The sequence below is a fragment of the Parazoarcus communis genome, assembly GCF_003111665.1.
Lineage (GTDB): Bacteria > Pseudomonadota > Gammaproteobacteria > Burkholderiales > Rhodocyclaceae > Parazoarcus > Parazoarcus communis_B.
This window is the reverse complement of the sequence record NZ_CP022188.1, coordinates 1,575,146-1,592,377: the sequence shown is the minus strand read 5'-3', so window position 1 is coordinate 1,592,377 and position 17,232 is coordinate 1,575,146. Positions and strand designations below refer to the sequence as shown.

The following is a 17,232-nucleotide window of genomic DNA, read 5'->3' as shown; positions in this document are numbered from 1 at the left end:
CCCCTGCGAAGCGGTATATCCTTCCGGCCTTCGTGCGCTGGTCGTTCTGACCGGCCCACTCTGCGCCCGTAGCTCAGCTGGATAGAGTACTGCCCTCCGAAGGCAGGGGTCGGACGTTCGAATCGTCTCGGGCGCGCCATATTTTTCAATGGGTTAGGTCATATCGGCCTGACCCATTTTCTTTATGTGCCCACGCTGTGCCCATTTTGTGCCCAGTCTGCGCCCACCAAAAACCCAGCTTTTTTTGAATCGTCAAAAACTGACACCTGCTCTCCGTGCCAATAAACACTCGTTAAGTTAGTGTGCTTGGTACCCGCTCGAGCAGCTCTCCAACCGAACACTCAAAAAAATCGCATAAGCGTTCAATTGCTTCAAGATCGATCCGGGTGGCAGTTTCGTTGTAGAGCAAGGTAACGGTGTTCCGATGAAGGCCGGTTTCCCGCGCTACATCAGCGATCTTCATCTTGCGCTCGCCCATCATTCGCGAGAGATGGCATTTAATCATTTCATTCTCTGCGTAAATATTTCACTCAGGATGACAAAAAGGCCTTGACGATGGCTTCTTGTTGTTTAAAATTACATTCAGGATGACAAAACGAGATTTAAAGCAACGTTTTGCCATCCAGATTAATTTTAATCACTGGAGGCATTCATGTCACTCACCTACCTAACCACCGATGAACTTTCTGGGCGCATCAAGTATGACCCTCGCACGATCAGGGAGCGTCTTAAAGACAGCGTGCTGATCGAGGGTCGCCACTACATTCGCCCGTTTGGCGGACGCAAGATCCTCTACATCTGGGAACACATCGAATGCGACATGAGCGATCAGTCCAGCCACGCGTTCGCGATCCCGATGGCAAATGGAGGTGTCTGCCATGGGTAGCATTCGTTGTCGCGACGAGAACGGACTGCTCTTCATCGATTTCCGCTATCGGGGCATTCGTTGTCGGGAGCAAACAGCATTGACCGACACCGCAGCAAACAGGAAGAAGCTACAGAAAGCGCTCGATCGTATCGAAGCCGACATCGCAGCCGGCACCTTCCAGTACCGCAGCTACTTCCCGAACAGCAAGAACGCCGCCAAGTTCGACGACAAGCTGTCTCTGACCATCACTGCGGCCGCTATCGTTGGAGCCGCGCCAGCGCCCGCCACCCCGCTCTTTCGTGACTTTGCGGAGGTCTGGTACGGCGAACGGGAGATCGAGTGGCGCAAGTCGTACAAGCTCACGCTCAGGGCGACACTCGACAGTCATTTGATTCCCCATTTCGGGGATAAGGAGGTCGGCCAGATCTCCAAGGCGGAAGTGCTTGCCTATCGCGCCGAGCTCGGGAAAGCAACCGCGAAAGGCAAAAAGACGAAGCTGTCTGCAGCAAGGATCAACAAAGTGATGAACCCACTCAGGCAAATCCTCAATGAAGCGGCCGACCGCTTTGATTTTCGCACACCGTTCCACAGCATCAAACAGCTTCGTATCAAACGGACCGACGTCGATCCATTCTCGCTCGATGAGGTGAAGACCATCCTGGACACGATCCGGGCGGACTTTCGCGACTACTTCACCGTGCGCTTCTTCACCGGCATGCGCACGGGCGAGGTCGATGGGCTGAAGTGGAAGTACGTCGACTTCGAAAACCGTCTGCTCCTCATCCGGGAGACCGTGGTGAATGGCGAGGACGAATACACCAAGACCGACGGCAGTCAGCGCGATATCCAAATGAGCCAGATCGTATTCGAGGCGCTGAAGCGACAGCAGGCCGCTACGGGCACGCTCTCCGAGTACGTGTTCTGTAACCGGCTCGGCAAGCCGCTCGATCACAAGAACATCACCAACAGGGTGTGGTACCCGCTGCTGCGCCACCTCGGGCTGAAGAAGCGCCGTCCCTACCAGTGCCGGCACACGGCAGCAACGCTGTGGCTCGCCGCCGGCGAGGCACCGGAATGGATCGCCCGCCAGCTCGGACACACGACGACCGAGATGCTCTTTCGCGTCTACAGCCGGTATGTCCCGAACCTCACGCGCCGGGATGGCTCGGCCTTCGAGCGACTGATCACGGGCGCCATCGCCGAGCATCCGCTGGATGTCACTGTGGCGGCAAACGGAGGGGGCGACCATGAGTGATCACTACTTCCCGGTGCCCAGCGCTTCCGAAGATCTGGTCGTCCAGAAGCTGCCGCCCGCCTTCCGTGTCTGCTCGATCGAGCGATACCCCCACGGAGACGCTGGCGTGCTGTCACGTGCCGCGCTTTATCATGATGCAGCTTCGCTCTCGGTCGAATGGTCCGATCGCCACGCGGACAACCGGATTGTGGCGGGCGCACTGGTCTCAATCCGCTGGCGCGGTCGCCCAACCTCCATTGGTGGTGCGGTGAACATTGCTCGCCTCGCGGTGCTTGAGCGGCCCATGCCCTCATTGAATCTCTTCGCGACAGTGCTCCCGAGCTGGGTGCGCGATCGTGCATTGCTTAAGCGTGCTGCCAAGTTGTGGGAAGCGCTTCCACTGCCGTATCGGCATCTGCTGAACGCGATCTTCTGGGACGACAACCGCTTTCATCGCTTCGTCATGGGACCAAGCTCGCTCAACGGTCATCATAACGACCGTGAAGGCAACCTCCGGCACAGCGTTGAGGTTGCCGAGCGAGCCCTCGCACTGGCCGCCGGTGATCCCGTTGTCTGCGAAGAAGCACTTATTCTTGCAGCTCTACTTCACGATGCAGGCAAAGCCGATGAATACCGCCTGGCCAACCGACGGCTTGTGCTTTCGGACCGCGGGCGTCTCATCGGGCATCGCACCACGGTGATCGAGTGGGTCGCCGCAGCGTGTGCAAAGCACAACGTGGATATTCCCCATGATCACCGGTTGGCACTGATTCATATCCTGTCGAGCGCCAAGGGCGCGCCGCTCTGGCTCGGCCTGCGGGAACCGCAAAGCCTTGAGGCGAAATTGCTCTCAATGGCAGACAGGGCATCTGGAGAGGGCGAATTGATCCGACGGCACGCGCCAAAGAGCACGGGGTTTGGGCAGTACCATCGGCATCTTGGCATGCAGCCGTATGTGATTGTGAGCGGGGCAAGTGAGCACTTGTGAGACATCGAGCGAGGAGTATGCCTAGAGGCCCGGGCCACTGAGAGGTGAGCACGGGCTTTTTTGTATTCGGCATCGGAGGATAAGTCAGGAAAGTTCAATCCACGCGCACCCCGTGAGAGGTGCGCGACCAAGCTGCGCCTCATAGCCGATCTTGCCGCTGATGTTTCAATCCACGCGCCCACGCGGGGCGCGACCAGAGAACATCGAAGTGCTCAAGCGACAACTGGACGTTTCAATCCACGCGCCCACGCGGGGCGCGACTCAGTCCAAGGCAAAATGAGGTAGGTCGTCAATCGTGGAGTCCAACGGATTAAGCTGCCATCTGTTTTGCATAGTACTGCTGACTGAAAGCGGCAGGTGAGAGATAGCCAAGGCGTGCCTGCTTGCGTATGCGGTTGTAAAAGATCTCGATGTATTCGGTGATCTCACGCCTCGCCTGCTCGCGGGTGGCATAGGATTGGTGATGGACCAGTTCGTTCTTCAGAGAACCCCAGAAGCTTTCCATCGGGGCATTGTCCCAGCAGTCCGCCTTGCGACTCATTGATGCGCGCATGCCGAATTGCCGCAGCGATGTCTGATAGGTGTACGCGCAATACTGACTGCCGCGATCCGAATGGTGAATCAGCCCTTTGGTCGGTCGCTTCGCGACGACTGCTCGGAATAATGCTTTCGTAACCAGCTCTTTGGTCATCCGCTCAGCCATGGCGTAGCCGACCAATTCGCCGTTGAACAAATCCTTGACGCCAGCAAGGTATAGCCAGCCCTCATCGGTCGCAATGTAGGTGATGTCGGCCACCCAAGCCCGATTGGGCGCTGCCACATCAAATTGACGATCCAGCAGATTAGGCGCCAGCGGCAGTGAATGATTCGAATTCGTTGTCGCCTTGAATTTGCGTTTCTGCTTGCAACGCAGTCCCAGCTTTGTGCGTAACCTTTTGATGCGATACACGCTGGCCGGGATGCCGTGATCCGCAAGATCTGATTGCAGGCGTTGTGGCCCGTAGGTTTCTCGTGTGCGTCGATGCGCAACCTTGATCTCGGTCTCCAGGTGCGCATTCTCTTGCGCCCGTAACGAGGGTGGGCGTTGGCGCCAGGCGTGATAGCCGCTCTCCGAAACACTCAGCAGCCGGCACATCACCGCCACAGGGTGGTGTAGTCGCAGTTGGTCAATCTGTGCGTACTTCACCGCGACTCCTTCGCGAAATACGCCGCACATTTTTTTAGCAGATCGCGCTCCAGCTTCACTTCCGCCAATTCCTTGCGCAATCGCGCCAGCTCAACTTCCGTCTCTGTCGGCAACCGTTGGCCTTGCCCCACTTTGGCAAGCTTGCCCGCACGCGAGGCCCTGACCCAGTTGCCAAGACTGCTCTTCGGCACCGAAAGGCGCTTGGCCGCTGCATCCACCGAAAGCCCTTCTGCCTCCACCAACTTCACTGCTTCCGCCCGAAATTCCGGCGTGTAAATCCCTTTCGGCATCCGTTCCATGTGCGTCCTCCGTTCGTGCAATTTTACAAAACGTTGGACTCCATTTTTTTCAGCCTACCTCAAAACGCGATACCGCACGTCAACGTTTCAATCCACGCGCCCACGCGGGGCGCGACCAGTCCAACCCCAGCACTGCGCCCGATCGTTTGTCGTTTCAATCCACGCGCCCACGCGGGGCGCGACGTCGTTGCCCCGGCTGCCGTGGCGGCCTATGGATTGTTTCAATCCACGCGCCCACGCGGGGCGCGACTCACCACAGCATCCGGTGGAGATGCGCTGCAATGTTTCAATCCACGCGCCCACGCGGGGCGCGACGTTTCACCCGCAGCGCAGGCTTGGACGTTATACCGTTTCAATCCACGCGCCCACGCGGGGCGCGACTTTATCAGGTTCTTGAGACGCAGATTCGCGGGAAGTTTCAATCCACGCGCCCACGCGGGGCGCGACCACTGCAAAAAAATCCAGATCAACGCACCAAGCAGTTTCAATCCACGCGCCCACGCGGGGCGCGACGCCCTGCGCCGTCGCCGAGCATCCCTCAACGCAGTTTCAATCCACGCGCCCACGCGGGGCGCGACATGATCCCGCTGTAGCGCCTGACAAATTGAACTGGTTTCAATCCACGCGCCCACGCGGGGCGCGACTAATGCCCATCAGATGCGCACCTGCAGTTTGAGGTAGGCTGAAAAAAATGGAGTCCAACGTTTTGTAAAATTGCACGAACGGAGGACGCACATGGAACGGATGCCGAAAGGGATTTACACGCCGGAATTTCGGGCGGAAGCAGTGAAGTTGGTGGAGGCAGAAGGGCTTTCGGTGGATGCAGCGGCCAAGCGCCTTTCGGTGCCGAAGAGCAGTCTTGGCAACTGGGTCAGGGCCTCGCGTGCGGGCAAGCTTGCCAAAGTGGGGCAAGGCCAACGGTTGCCGACAGAGACGGAAGTTGAGCTGGCGCGATTGCGCAAGGAATTGGCGGAAGTGAAGCTGGAGCGCGATCTGCTAAAAAAATGTGCGGCGTATTTCGCGAAGGAGTCGCGGTGAAGTACGCACAGATTGACCAACTGCGACTACACCACCCTGTGGCGGTGATGTGCCGGCTGCTGAGTGTTTCGGAGAGCGGCTATCACGCCTGGCGCCAACGCCCACCCTCGTTACGGGCGCAAGAGAATGCGCACCTGGAGACCGAGATCAAGGTTGCGCATCGACGCACACGAGAAACCTACGGGCCACAACGCCTGCAATCAGATCTTGCGGATCACGGCATCCCGGCCAGCGTGTATCGCATCAAAAGGTTACGCACAAAGCTGGGACTGCGTTGCAAGCAGAAACGCAAATTCAAGGCGACAACGAATTCGAATCATTCACTGCCGCTGGCGCCTAATCTGCTGGATCGTCAATTTGATGTGGCAGCGCCCAATCGGGCTTGGGTGGCCGACATCACCTACATTGCGACCGATGAGGGCTGGCTATACCTTGCTGGCGTCAAGGATTTGTTCAACGGCGAATTGGTCGGCTACGCCATGGCTGAGCGGATGACCAAAGAGCTGGTTACGAAAGCATTATTCCGAGCAGTCGTCGCGAAGCGACCGACCAAAGGGCTGATTCACCATTCGGATCGCGGCAGTCAGTATTGCGCGTACACCTATCAGACATCGCTGCGGCAATTCGGCATGCGCGCATCAATGAGTCGCAAGGCGGACTGCTGGGACAATGCCCCGATGGAAAGCTTCTGGGGTTCTCTGAAGAACGAACTGGTCCATCACCAATCCTATGCCACCCGCGAGCAGGCGAGGCGTGAGATCACCGAATACATCGAGATCTTTTACAACCGCATACGCAAGCAGGCACGCCTTGGCTATCTCTCACCTGCCGCTTTCAGTCAGCAGTACTATGCAAAACAGATGGCAGCTTAATCCGTTGGACTCCACGATTGACGACCTACCTCAGTTTGTTGTTTCAATCCACGCGCCCACGCGGGGCGCGACTCACCCAACCCGGCAACTTGGCCACGTGACCGAGGTTTCAATCCACGCGCCCACGCGGGGCGCGACGTGATCAAGGGCTATGAGGGCGATCTCAAGGGCGCAGTTTCAATCCACGCGCCCACGCGGGGCGCGACTTCGAACAGGATGCGGTTGGCCTTTCGCATGGCCTCGTTTCAATCCACGCGCCCACGCGGGGCGCGACGACACCACACTCAACCGCGATGCGACCAGCGGAGTGTTTCAATCCACGCGCCCACGCGGGGCGCGACACATGGCCGAGATTGATCTGAGACTCCCTCAGAGGTTTCAATCCACGCGCCCACGCGGGGCGCGACCTTCTGCCCGTACCGGATGGCTTGCTCGGATGCGTTTCAATCCACGCGCCCACGCGGGGCGCGACTGTGCTCGCCTATGACTTTGATGCGCTGCTTGTGTTTCAATCCACGCGCCCACGCGGGGCGCGACGACGGTCAAGCGCAACGCCATCGGCTATCTGATGTTTCAATCCACGCGCCCACGCGGGGCGCGACCTATGTATATGTCATTCGTGATGCACATTGGGATGTTTCAATCCACGCGCCCACGCGGGGCGCGACGCCCTGTTGCGTGTAACAAACGCAACGTGTAGCTGTTTCAATCCACGCGCCCACGCGGGGCGCGACCCGTACTGGATGTTTGTAGCGGGGTTGCTCACGATGTTTCAATCCACGCGCCCACGCGGGGCGCGACCTGAGCTTCTGTGCATGACGTTTCGCGTTGCAGATGTTTCAATCCACGCGCCCACGCGGGGCGCGACTTGCAGACGTGTTGAACGCTCTGTCGCAGCATATGTTTCAATCCACGCGCCCACGCGGGGCGCGACGCGTCCGTGCCGCGCACTTGCGCCAGATCGCCTTGTTTCAATCCACGCGCCCACGCGGGGCGCGACTCCATCTTTGAGATGTACCTGCGCACATCGGTGTGTTTCAATCCACGCGCCCACGCGGGGCGCGACATGGTTCAAAAGGTCGCCTCGGAACTGCGGCTGGTGTTTCAATCCACGCGCCCACGCGGGGCGCGACCTGGCGGGCGGGCGAGCGTGATGCCATCGGCCGGGTTTCAATCCACGCGCCCACGCGGGGCGCGACATGCGCGCAACGCGCGCGGTGCAACGACCGACCACGTTTCAATCCACGCGCCCACGCGGGGCGCGACAGTGCCCTCACAACTCCATGAGAACAATACGAAAAATACCGGATATCTGCGAACTCTGGTGAGAGTTACCGTAAAGCAGGAGTAAAAGGCTGACATCTGCAGCCAGATACTCGAAGAATGGGAGACTTTGACCTATTGCGAACCTCCCGGGGTTTTCCCGGACGCTTCAGGTTCGCGCCGTTATTCAGAGAATGAGCGGACCATTCAAGTCAAGAACCGGTTTTGCACCGACATGCTCAACCTTTGTCTGCCAATTTTTACCAAGATAATAGAAGCGCAGACTGTCCTGCTCTGGGTCGATCAGCTCACACAACTTGCTCTTGAGAAAGGTCCACTGGGCAAAATCCACTTCGATCTCGAACACGGAATATTGCACGCGCTGGCCGTAATCGCGACACGCCTTGGCCAGTCGCCGTAGGCGTTTCTGTCCGCTCGCTGTGATCGTACTCACGTCGTAGCTAACGAGGACCATCATGATGAAACCCTACTTCCAGAGAAAAGGAGGGTAAGCATCAAGATCGCCTCGCAGGTGCCTAGCAAGCAACTGTGCCTGGATAGCGGGAAACAGCCCGATGTCGATTTTTTCGTCGATAAAGGCGTGGCGCAATTGCTCTCTCTTACGCTCCTGGTAGGCGGTGAGAACGGTCTTGCGCGCGTCCTCCTTAAGCAGGACAGCGCCATTGTCCATACGCGTGAAATCACGCGCGGACACCTGTTTACGATTGATCAGCGACAAGACCAGACGATCAGCAAACACGGGGCGGAACTCCTCAACAAGATCCAGTGCGAGACTAGGGCGACCGGGGCGGTCTCGGTGGAGGAAACCCACGGCGGGATCAAGCCCCACTGTTTCGAGCGCCGACCGGCAATCGTGGGTCAATAATGTGTACAGGAAGGACAGCAGCGCATTCGCCGAATCAGTGGGAGGACGGCGGCTACGCCCGCCAAAACGCATCGCCGCATCAGGTACTCGTATCAAGTGGTCAAGCACTCCGAAATAGGCCTGTGCTGCTTCTCCTTCCAGGCCACGCAGAACGTCGACCGGCGCATCGGCAAGCAGTCGCACGCCGATCCGCTTCAAGCGCTTATCGGTATGCAATAGCGCTGCGCGTGCCTCCGGCGGCAGAACTTCGCCGTAATCACGCAGTCCGCGTGACACCACGGCGCGCTGGTTATGCACCTTGCCCACAAGAACGTTGCGCACGATGGCGGCACAACGCGGCCCGTCGTCGCTTCGTCGGTACTGCTCGCGGCGCAGCAACACATTGCCGGAAACCGGCCCTTCCACGCGGGCGAGGAACTTGCCGTTGGGGCTCAGATAGCTCACGCAGATCCCCTGCTCGGCGCAGTAGCCGAGCAACGGCGGGGAAACTAGGACGCGGCCGAAGCACACCAGGCTGTCGAGCATGTGTGCCGGCAGGCGGGCGCGGGTTTCGCCTTCCACCTCCATGACGATGTTTTCGCCATCCTTGCGCAGCCACGCGCCTTCGGTAGTTACATACACGGTGTTGAGCTGGCGACGCATGCGTTAGGGTTCCTCAGCAATCTGCTCGCGTAGCCAGGCTTCGACATCCCGCCCCTTGTCGAGCAGCTTGGGTTGGCACAGTTCGATGAGCGAACAGGCGTCGCAGCGTTTCGCCAGATAGCTCGCCGTTGGTGTTTGCCCCGCGCGGATCATCTCGCGCGTGGCCTGTATGGTTTCCAGAGTCAGCTGACGAAGCGCGTCGTCAAACACCACAGTCTGCCGGCGACGTGTCTGACCGTAGAACAAGACGCCCTCCGCCACCCGGCAGCCGAACATCGCTTCCAGGCACAGCGCCTGCGCGCACAGCTGTACCTCGTCGGCACGGTGGGCTTTGGGACGGCCGCGCTTGTACTCGACCGGCACGGGATGCTCGCCTCCCTCTTCCGCCCGAAACTCGACGACATCCGCCACCCCGGCGATGCCCAGTTCCGCTCTGGACAGCGGCATCGCGGTAATCGTGCGCACGCCGTGGCGGCGCTCGATCTGCGGGGTGTCGGCGCGGTCGTGCAGCAAGCGCCCTTCCGCGGTCTGGCGGTTCTCGGCCCACAGGCGCTCGACATGGATCAACGCGCACTGCCGCGGGCAGTAGAGATAGTGCTGCAGCGCGGACAGGGGAACGAGGTCGTCGGATTCGTCCATGCTTCGCCCCCCTTCGCCCGCTGCCTTACAGCAGCTCGCGCACGCTCACGCCCTTGGGCATAGCTCCGGCATCGACGCGGACGCGATAGTCCGCAAAGTTGCGCGCGGGTCGGTCTTCCGTGCCCTCGGCGCGCTGCACCTTGACCGCGTCGAACAGCACGTGCGCCGGGGCGTTGCCCATGGCGTTTTCGTGTTCGAACACGATCAGTTTGCGCGCCGCCATCTCACCCCGCGCAGCGGAGCGGTCGTGCTCGAACATGTTGATGAGCGCGTTCCACAGCAGTCGCAGGTCGTCGTCGGAAAAGCCGGTGCGCTCGGCCAGCTTGGCGGAGACAAAGCCGTGCGCGCGATACAACCCATAGGGCAGGATGTGCTTGCGGCCCATGGTGCGGTTGTCGCCCGACTGCTTCTCCGCTTCCTCCGCAGTCGTCACTGCCATACGGGTAATTGAGATTTCCAACGGAAGGACTGGCTCGACTGATGTCGCAAACGCCAGTTGTACCGGCCCCCGTACTTGGCCGGCATTGACACCCGTAGTCATCACCGCGCCGAAGGTGCGCACGTCGAAGAAGTTCGCGCACATCCACGCGGTGATTTCGCGTGCCTTGGCCTCGTCTTTCGGCAGCTTCTTCAGTTCTTCCTTGGTTTCATTCGTTAGACCGACGCCTTCGCGGCCCAGAAGGTGCTGTGCGTTGAGAATGGCCTTTTCTTGCATATAAATCGCGTAGCCCGATCCGCCGTTTCTATCCAAAGCGACGAAGTTGCGGATCTTGCGCTTGAGCGCGACGTCGGTCACCAGGCCGCAGTTGGTTTCCGGGTCCAGGCGCGGCAGGTTGCCGGCGTCCGGGTCGCCGTTGGGGTTGCCGTTGATGACGTCGAACAGATAGACGAACTCGTAGCGGTGGGCGATGGCGGTCATTGGTCGGCTCCTTCGGTTTCGATGTCGGTGGGTTCGGCGGATTCGTCGGCGGGCGCGTCCCCGACCGCGTCGCGGCGCGTGAAGTAGGACTGCGACTGGTGGTAGTAGCCGATGGCGAAGCGGCCCTGGTCTTCGATCTTGAGGCTGCGCGGGAACTGCTCGGGCAGGCCGCCGACGATCTCGCGGATGTCCTTCTCCAGGTTCACCGCCTGGCCCATGCGTTCCTTGCGCAGTTTGCCGAGGTGGTTCTGGGTGTTGCGCAACAGCACCGGAAAGATCGAGGCCGGCGTTGCCGATGCCGCGCCGTAGAAGCGGTCGCGAATCGTGGCGTTGACCTGGCCGCCCAGGGCGGCGCGCTGCACGTTTTCCAGCACTGCGAACAGCCGCCCGAGCAGGTAGCCGGGTTTGGTGGATTGCTTGTCGAGACTCACGGGGATTTCCTCCTCGGATGTACGAATGTCCCGGCGCCGTTCACGCGCCAGAACGCCCTTGCACAAGGCCACGCGCAGGCCGGAAATGTCTCCGTCCGCCCGAAACCGCATGATGGTGTTGGCCAACAGACTGCGTGGATACGGCCCGCCGCTCAGAATGGCTCGCATCGTCTCGCCAATGACGATGTTGATCGCGTCGTCGGCCTTGGGCTTGGCGCCCTCGCGATGCGGCACGGTCGCCAGCACCAGCCGATACGCGGATGGTTCGGTGCGCCACGGCAGCGGTTCGAGACGCAGGTCTTCAGCGTGCTGGGCGATACGGCCAGCGAGCACGCCCAGCGTATCCACTTGCCAGAAGCGCACCGACAGACGCGACGCGTTGGGCGCGAGGCCCAGCACGTACATGCGGGTGCTGGGTTCGAGATTCGGGGCGAGGTCCGCCACCGGGTGGCCTTTCGCGATGCAGTCCAACACCGCACGCACCCGCGCGGCCTCCGAAGCGTCATCGGCGGGCGGGCTGAGCATGGAGGCGAAGAGATCCTCGGCGGCGCTTGCTTGCTTTGCATCGACCGCTTCGGCCCAGAACACCACTGAGGCGTCGCCCACCTGCAGGCGTTGACGGTTGTGTTCGCCCCGGCGTAGCAGGTAGTTCAGCGCCGTGGTGTAGGCGAAGGCGGCTTGTTCGGATACCGGTGCGTTGTCGCCCTGACTCTTGGCATAGGACGTGAAGGCATCGAGATTGAAGGAAACGATGGACGCACCCGAGCTCTGCGCTCCGTTCACCCCCTTGATCGCGGGATGCAGGCGGGCCACCGGTGCCACTTCCCCGCTGACCAGGCAAACCGTCCCGCTTGCCGCCGCTTCCTGTCCCCCGTCGCCTGCGAGCAGCCGGGCGCGCACCGCCCGTGCGGCTGGCCGGTCGTGCAGGAAGCAATGCTCGCCGTCCATCCGGAACACGAGGTTGGCGTCGACCATGTCGGCAGGGAAACCACGTGCCTCGAACTGATCCGGCGACCAGCCGCGCAGGAAGCTGAGCAAGGCCTTGAGTCCGGGGTCGTCCTCGCCGGCGAGCACAGTTTCGTGCAATTCGACGAAGTCCTCATGCTCCTTGTCGGTGCGCTTGCTTGTGTTGCTCACACCAAGCACGTAGCTGGTCTTGTCCCAAAGGAAGTTGGACTTGATGCCGACGGTGCGTTTTTCGGCCTGCGGCACGTTGAGCATGCGCGGCAGGGGCTTCTTGCCGGAGGTGTCGCGAATGTCGTTGACCTGCGCCACATCGCCATCCGGCGTGAGCAGGATCTCGAAGCTGATCTTTTCCGGGCTGCAGCCCGCAGGCGCCACATCCTCGGCCTGTTGCTCGATCAGCCGCTCGTAATAGCGGTTCAACGCCTGCAGGATCATGACTTGACCCCCTCGCCCTGCCATGGCGGCACCTCGATCACGCCTGCCTTCAACTGCGCGCGAAAGAAGCGCGGCGTCATGTCCCGGGCGAAATCGATGTCGTGCAGCATCCAGCCCAAGTCCTTGTCCGCATCGCGTGCGGGGTGCGCGTCGGGCAGCGGCTGGCCGTCCTCGATCAGGCTGAAATGGGCGGGAAACTCGCGCACGCCCAGGCAGGGGGCGTGGAAGTGCTGCCCCTTGCGGGCGCGGCGGTTGAAAATGTCCAGATGCTTGCCCACCGAATCGTCCGGCCCGGCTTTGTCGGTGAGTTCGAAGTGGGCCTCGATCACGTAGGCCACGTCGCGCAACACCGTGGCGGCACGCTGCTGGCGGTCTTCATCGACATAGGTCGCCAGCCCGGCGGTGGTGCCCGCCTTCATCGCCCTGCTCACGTTGCCGGGTGACAGCTTGCTGCCAACCTCATTGCGACGGATGGATTCAAAGCGCACCGGCTTGAGCACATGGATGCGATCCACCACCCAGCGGATCGCCGGCTTCCAGTGAATGGCCTCCAGGATGCCGCGCGCGGCCGACGGCGTGATGACGTCGTAGCTCACCCGCTCCACCTTCATTTCCGGCCGCGTGAAGCAGGCCCGATCGCCCCAGACGTGCAGGCGGATTCCGTAGCTCATTGACACCCTCCCTCCCAAATCGGGCTGTGCGTATGTCGCGAACGTGCTCGACGCAGTTAACGACAAGGCTGCTCTTCTGGGTAGTGCCTCCGACAAGATCACCTGCCGGAGGCACGGTTTCATCAAACGCTTTCGGCTAACAGCTCAATGTTTCAATCCACGCGCCCACGGAGGTGCGACGAGAACTGCAAAGTACGGTACAGTTCAAACGCACCTTGATTGGCAGGCGAGGTGCGAGTTGAGTCGTGGGTGATTGAGTTCAATCTCCTATCAGGGTCATATGGGTTCTAGCCATATACGAGCCCTCCTTACTAGCCCCAGACGCTAGCTCTGCCGCGTGGCAGCGGTTGCTACTTGAAGGCCTCGGTGTTGGCAGACACCGGGGTCTTCGCCATTTCGTAGCTAGCGTACACAGACAATGGGGATGCCGTCAAATTATATCATCGCTTTCAGCTAACAGTTCAATGAACAAGTTTATCCAATAGCTCAACGAACGTTCACCAAAGCAGTCGCTCTGTGCTTAGGAAGGAAGGATCGTCCCAAGACAGCCCAGAATGTTGGTTGTACAAGTCTTCGTTCACCAGTTCCATGAACTGTTCCCCCCATCTCTCCGGCGCAACCGGCTGAATCGCGCCCGCCTTGCGCAGCGCATCGAAGCCGTTGCGCGGCAACTGCACCAGATACGGCTGCAGCTTGCGTGCGAGGCCGCCGCTCTTGTCCACGTGATGCAGGCTCTTCAGGTACTCGCGGGCGTCGTCGTCGAAGGGTACGATCACCGGCATCTGCACGGTGTCGATCATGCGGAACTTGGCCGCCAGCGTTTCCAACGGCAGGGAATCGATGCGGCTTTCCGCGCACAGGCCAAGCAGGTTAGCGGCATCCAGTTCCTTGTCGCCTTTCTGCCAGTAAAGGAGTCGGAAGTAGGCTTCGATCGCGGACGGCGACAGCGGATCGTCGCGGAACCGCGGCTGGCGCATGACCTCCTGCGCGGCCTGGGCAAACTGGCGCAGTTCCGGCGGCGGTGCCCAGTCGCTGTTGGCGGTGCCGAACACGCGCACCTCGCTCAGCTCCGCTGCGCGCTCGCCGTTGCGGTTGCAACGCCCGGCCGCCTGGGCGACTGAGTCCAGGCCGGCTTCGGCGCGGTAGACGGTGGGCAGCGAGATGTCGACGCCGGCTTCGATCAGCGACGTCGACACCAGCCGGCAGGGCTCACCGGCCTTGAGGCGTACCCGTACCTCGGCGAGCACCTGGCTGCGATGCTTGGCGCACATCAGCGTGGTCAGGTGGCGCGCGCCGGGTTGGTAGGCGAGTGCCTGATACAGGGCGCGGGCGTGGCGGCGGTTGTTGACGATGCACAACACTTGATCGAGATCGCGGAGTTGCGCCGCGAGCGCGTCATCGTCGAGCGTGCCGACATGGCGCACACGTACCCGGTCCAACTTGCGGAAGAGTTCCGGCGGATTCGGGGCGAGTTCACGCACGTTCTCCAGTCCGCCGCGAAAATCCGGCGCGTTCAAGGCCGGCTGGGTGGCTGTGCACAGGACGACGCTGCTGCGGTAGTTCCGGGCCAGTTCGTCGATGGCCGCGACCGCCGGCCGTAACAGCTTCAGCGGCAGGGTCTGCGCCTCGTCGAGGATGACCACGCTGCCGGCGATGTTGTGCAGCTTGCGGCATTGCGACGGGCGTGCCGCGAACAGACTCTCGAAGAACTGCACTGCTGTGGTGACGACGATGGGTGCATCCCAGTTCTCCATCGCCAGCCGCAGTTTTTCCCGGGCCTGGTAACGCTCGGCGTCCGAGCGCGGAAGTGGCGCTGCGACGAAGGCGCTGTGGTGTTCAAGCACCGCCGCTTCGCCCAGATCGCTCAGCGCGGAACGGAATACCGCAGCGGTCTGCTCGACGATGCTGGTGAAGGGAATCACGAAGATCACCCGCCGCAGCCCATGCTTAATCGCGTGATCGAGCGCGAAGGCGAGCGAGGCAAGCGTCTTACCACCGCCGGTCGGTACCGTGAGCGAGAATAGGCTGGGCGCATGCTGCGCGGCTTGGCGCGTATAGGCGAGAATGTCCGCGCGGATGCGATTGACGTCGGAGTCGGCTGTGAAGCCCAAAAGATGAGTATCGAGGCGCTCGCGCAACGCTTGCAGGGAGGGGACTTCGAGCGCGCGCGATGCGTTGCGGTCGTTGGGCTGTCCGGGAGGGGCGACCCGATCGTAAAAGGCCTCGGTATCGAGGTAGTCGGCATCCACCAGGCTGGAGAACAGCATGCGCGCAAGGAATGCGAACTGAAACATGCTGCGCTCTTTGTGGAGCAAGAGTTTCGGTGCGTGCAGTTGCTCCGGCAGGAATATCTCCTGTGCCCAGTCGTCCTTCAGCGGCGGTAAGCCGATGCCCTTCATGCGGTCGCGAAGTCCCGTGCGTTCACCGCCCTCAGCTCCGTTCGCCAAACCTGCGTGATGGCCGGCGATGCCATAGGCGAGCAACATGCCGATCGGGCCGAAGCGCTCTGCAGCGATCATCGCACCTCGGGTGGCGTGATCAACACGAATCGCATTCCCCGCGATGCGTCGTTGAAAGTCTTCCGAATACTTGCCGAGATCGTGAAGTAACCCGGCTACCTCAGCCAATGTTGAAGCGCCGAAGGTCGCCGCGTTCTTACCGGCAATCTTGCCGACGCTATGAAGATGCTCCGCTAGGCTTTGCCAATCGGATTTATCCACGCTCGGCGTGGAATGCGCGTAGTAAGCCATCACGGAACACGCCAAAACGGCGATAAGTTGTCACTCATGCCATCATGATATCCATTTTCCTTAGGCGATAAAGTCCTGCGAAAACAAACTTGACCATACGACCTGACGGAGAGACCGGTAATTGGAGGACAGGTCGGCAGATTCGCGGCATAGGAGGCATCCAGCCGAGGGGCATTGACCTGCCCCGATTCTTCGGACCACGAGTTACTTGAGACGGATGGCCTCGTGGTCGTTGCCTGACTGGTTCTGAACGTACTGCGCCGGGGTCAGGTATCCCAGCGCAGAATGCGGTCGTACTTCGTCGTAACGACGGCGCCACTGCTCGATGACGACGCGTGCCTCAAGGCGGTTGCGAAAGTATTCCATGGATAGGCACTCGTCGCGGAACTTGCCGTTGAAGCTCTCGTCGGTGCCGTTTTGCCATGGCTTGCCCGGCTGCGACAGCGCCATTTGCAATCCCTCATCGGTCGCCCACTGGAGCAACCGCGTCGAGACGAACTCCGGGCCGTTGTCCGAGCGCAATGCTTTCGGCGCTCCGCGTTCGCTGATCAAGCGGCTCAAGACATCGAAGACGCGCTCCGAGCGGATGCTGCCCGCGACGTCGATCGCCAGCGCCTCGCCACCATTTTTTTGCCGTGATCTCCTTCATCACGTCGATCTCCAGATCCCGCTCGGCCAGCATCTTCTTGAGCCGCGCGTTCTCGGCCTCCAGCTGCCGCAGTCGCTTGACCTCGTTCGAGCTCATGGCGCCGAAGCGCTTGCGCCACGTATAGATCGTCTGCTCGCTCACTACGTGCTTGTTTGAGACATCCGCGACCGGCGTGCGGTCGGCCTCCCGCAGGATCTTGACCATCTGTTCTTCTGTAAAACGGCTCTTGCGCATGACTTCCTCTTTTCTCTGGAAGCCATCCTCTCAAGTTTCAGCTGGCCCGAAAAGCCTGGAGCAGGTCACTGCTCTGTTTCAATCACACCCTCTTCAAGAACATTACTCACGCGGTATATCGGCCATCTGTAACGCAATCAATACCAAAACTCATAACCTGAAAGGCATAATCCACTCTTTCCCATCGTTATCACCAAAATCCAGACGGTCAAACCCAAAGAGCCACAGATGATCGCTCACTAGGCTGTAATGCTTCAGAGCG

13 protein-coding genes, 1 tRNA gene, 1 pseudogene and 2 CRISPR repeat arrays are annotated in these 17,232 nt (G+C 60.6%); of the genes and pseudogenes, 5 read left to right on the top strand and 10 right to left on the bottom strand.

The annotated features are described in order from the left end of the window. The first annotated feature begins 62 nt into the window (after positions 1-62). A tRNA-Arg gene (locus tag CEW87_RS07220) sits at positions 63-139 on the top strand. Between the two features lie 153 nt (positions 140-292). On the opposite strand, the gene CEW87_RS07215 is transcribed toward CEW87_RS07220, so the two are convergent. After that, positions 293-505 carry a helix-turn-helix domain-containing protein gene (locus CEW87_RS07215; protein ID WP_108972075.1) on the bottom strand — a complete coding sequence of 71 codons (213 nt, stop codon included), beginning with the start codon at positions 503-505 and terminating at the stop codon, positions 293-295. A 147-nt stretch (positions 506-652) separates the two neighbouring features. Here CEW87_RS07215 and CEW87_RS07210 point away from each other — a divergent pair, with 147 nt between their 5' ends. From CEW87_RS07210 to CEW87_RS07200, 3 genes are read left to right on the top strand one after another with little or no spacing between them, the layout of a single operon-like run. Beyond that, positions 653-886 (top strand): hypothetical protein, encoded by a 234-nt coding sequence (locus CEW87_RS07210; RefSeq protein ID WP_108972074.1) that lies wholly within the window; start codon positions 653-655, stop codon positions 884-886. Next, a complete protein-coding gene (locus CEW87_RS07205; protein WP_108972073.1) occupies positions 879-2,123 on the top strand; it encodes an Arm DNA-binding domain-containing protein in 1,245 nt (414 codons plus the stop codon). The genes CEW87_RS07210 and CEW87_RS07205 overlap by 8 nt, the downstream gene beginning before the upstream one ends. Continuing rightward, positions 2,116-3,090, top strand: coding sequence for an HD domain-containing protein (locus CEW87_RS07200; protein ID WP_108972072.1), 975 nt, complete (start codon positions 2,116-2,118; stop codon positions 3,088-3,090). The genes CEW87_RS07205 and CEW87_RS07200 overlap by 8 nt, the downstream gene beginning before the upstream one ends. Positions 3,091-3,400: 310 nt before the next feature. Here CEW87_RS07200 and CEW87_RS07195 read toward each other — a convergent pair. Continuing rightward, positions 3,401-4,575 (bottom strand): IS3 family transposase gene (locus CEW87_RS07195; RefSeq protein ID WP_108971792.1). Its coding sequence is split into 2 segments (ribosomal slippage): positions 3,401-4,314 and positions 4,314-4,575, totalling 1,176 coding nucleotides; the frame shifts between segments, so codons are not numbered across the junction. An 83-nt stretch (positions 4,576-4,658) separates the two neighbouring features. Beyond that, positions 4,659-5,219: direct repeats of the CRISPR family, unit length 32 nt; unit sequence GTTTCAATCCACGCGCCCACGCGGGGCGCGAC. 91 nt (positions 5,220-5,310) lie between these two features. Here CEW87_RS07195 and CEW87_RS07190 point away from each other — a divergent pair. After that, positions 5,311-6,485 (top strand): IS3 family transposase gene (locus tag CEW87_RS07190; protein WP_108971792.1). Its coding sequence is split into 2 segments (ribosomal slippage): positions 5,311-5,572 and positions 5,572-6,485, totalling 1,176 coding nucleotides; the frame shifts between segments, so codons are not numbered across the junction. 39 nt (positions 6,486-6,524) lie between these two features. Continuing rightward, positions 6,525-7,751: direct repeats of the CRISPR family, unit length 32 nt; unit sequence GTTTCAATCCACGCGCCCACGCGGGGCGCGAC. 184 nt (positions 7,752-7,935) lie between these two features. On the opposite strand, the gene cas2 is transcribed toward CEW87_RS07190, so the two are convergent. The 8 genes and pseudogenes from cas2 to CEW87_RS07150 form a co-directional block, all read right to left on the bottom strand. After that, positions 7,936-8,226, bottom strand: a complete 291-nt coding sequence (gene cas2 / locus CEW87_RS07185) for a CRISPR-associated endonuclease Cas2 (RefSeq protein ID WP_108972071.1) — start codon at positions 8,224-8,226, stop codon at positions 7,936-7,938. A gap of 9 nt (positions 8,227-8,235) precedes the next feature. Then, positions 8,236-9,276 carry a type I-C CRISPR-associated endonuclease Cas1c gene (cas1c, locus tag CEW87_RS07180; protein WP_108972070.1) on the bottom strand — a complete coding sequence of 347 codons (1,041 nt, stop codon included), beginning with the start codon at positions 9,274-9,276 and terminating at the stop codon, positions 8,236-8,238. A 3-nt stretch (positions 9,277-9,279) separates the two neighbouring features. After that, positions 9,280-9,915: a CRISPR-associated protein Cas4 gene (gene cas4 / locus CEW87_RS07175; protein ID WP_108972069.1), complete on the bottom strand. Its 636-nt coding sequence runs from the start codon at positions 9,913-9,915 to the stop codon at positions 9,280-9,282. A 25-nt stretch (positions 9,916-9,940) separates the two neighbouring features. After that, positions 9,941-10,834, bottom strand: a complete 894-nt coding sequence (cas7c, locus tag CEW87_RS07170) for a type I-C CRISPR-associated protein Cas7/Csd2 (protein WP_108972068.1) — start codon at positions 10,832-10,834, stop codon at positions 9,941-9,943. Next, positions 10,831-12,666, bottom strand: coding sequence for a type I-C CRISPR-associated protein Cas8c/Csd1 (gene cas8c / locus CEW87_RS07165; protein ID WP_108972067.1), 1,836 nt, complete (start codon positions 12,664-12,666; stop codon positions 10,831-10,833). Before cas8c ends, cas7c begins: the two co-directional genes overlap by 4 nt. After that, positions 12,663-13,337 (bottom strand): type I-C CRISPR-associated protein Cas5c, encoded by a 675-nt coding sequence (gene cas5c / locus CEW87_RS07160; RefSeq protein ID WP_108972066.1) that lies wholly within the window; start codon positions 13,335-13,337, stop codon positions 12,663-12,665. The genes cas8c and cas5c overlap by 4 nt, the downstream gene beginning before the upstream one ends. Positions 13,338-13,834: 497 nt before the next feature. Beyond that, positions 13,835-16,087 carry a CRISPR-associated endonuclease Cas3'' gene (locus tag CEW87_RS07155; protein WP_108972065.1) on the bottom strand — a complete coding sequence of 751 codons (2,253 nt, stop codon included), beginning with the start codon at positions 16,085-16,087 and terminating at the stop codon, positions 13,835-13,837. 204 nt (positions 16,088-16,291) lie between these two features. Further along, positions 16,292-16,970, bottom strand: a pseudogene (locus CEW87_RS07150) (integrase core domain-containing protein). Between the last annotated feature and the right edge of the window lie 262 nt (positions 16,971-17,232).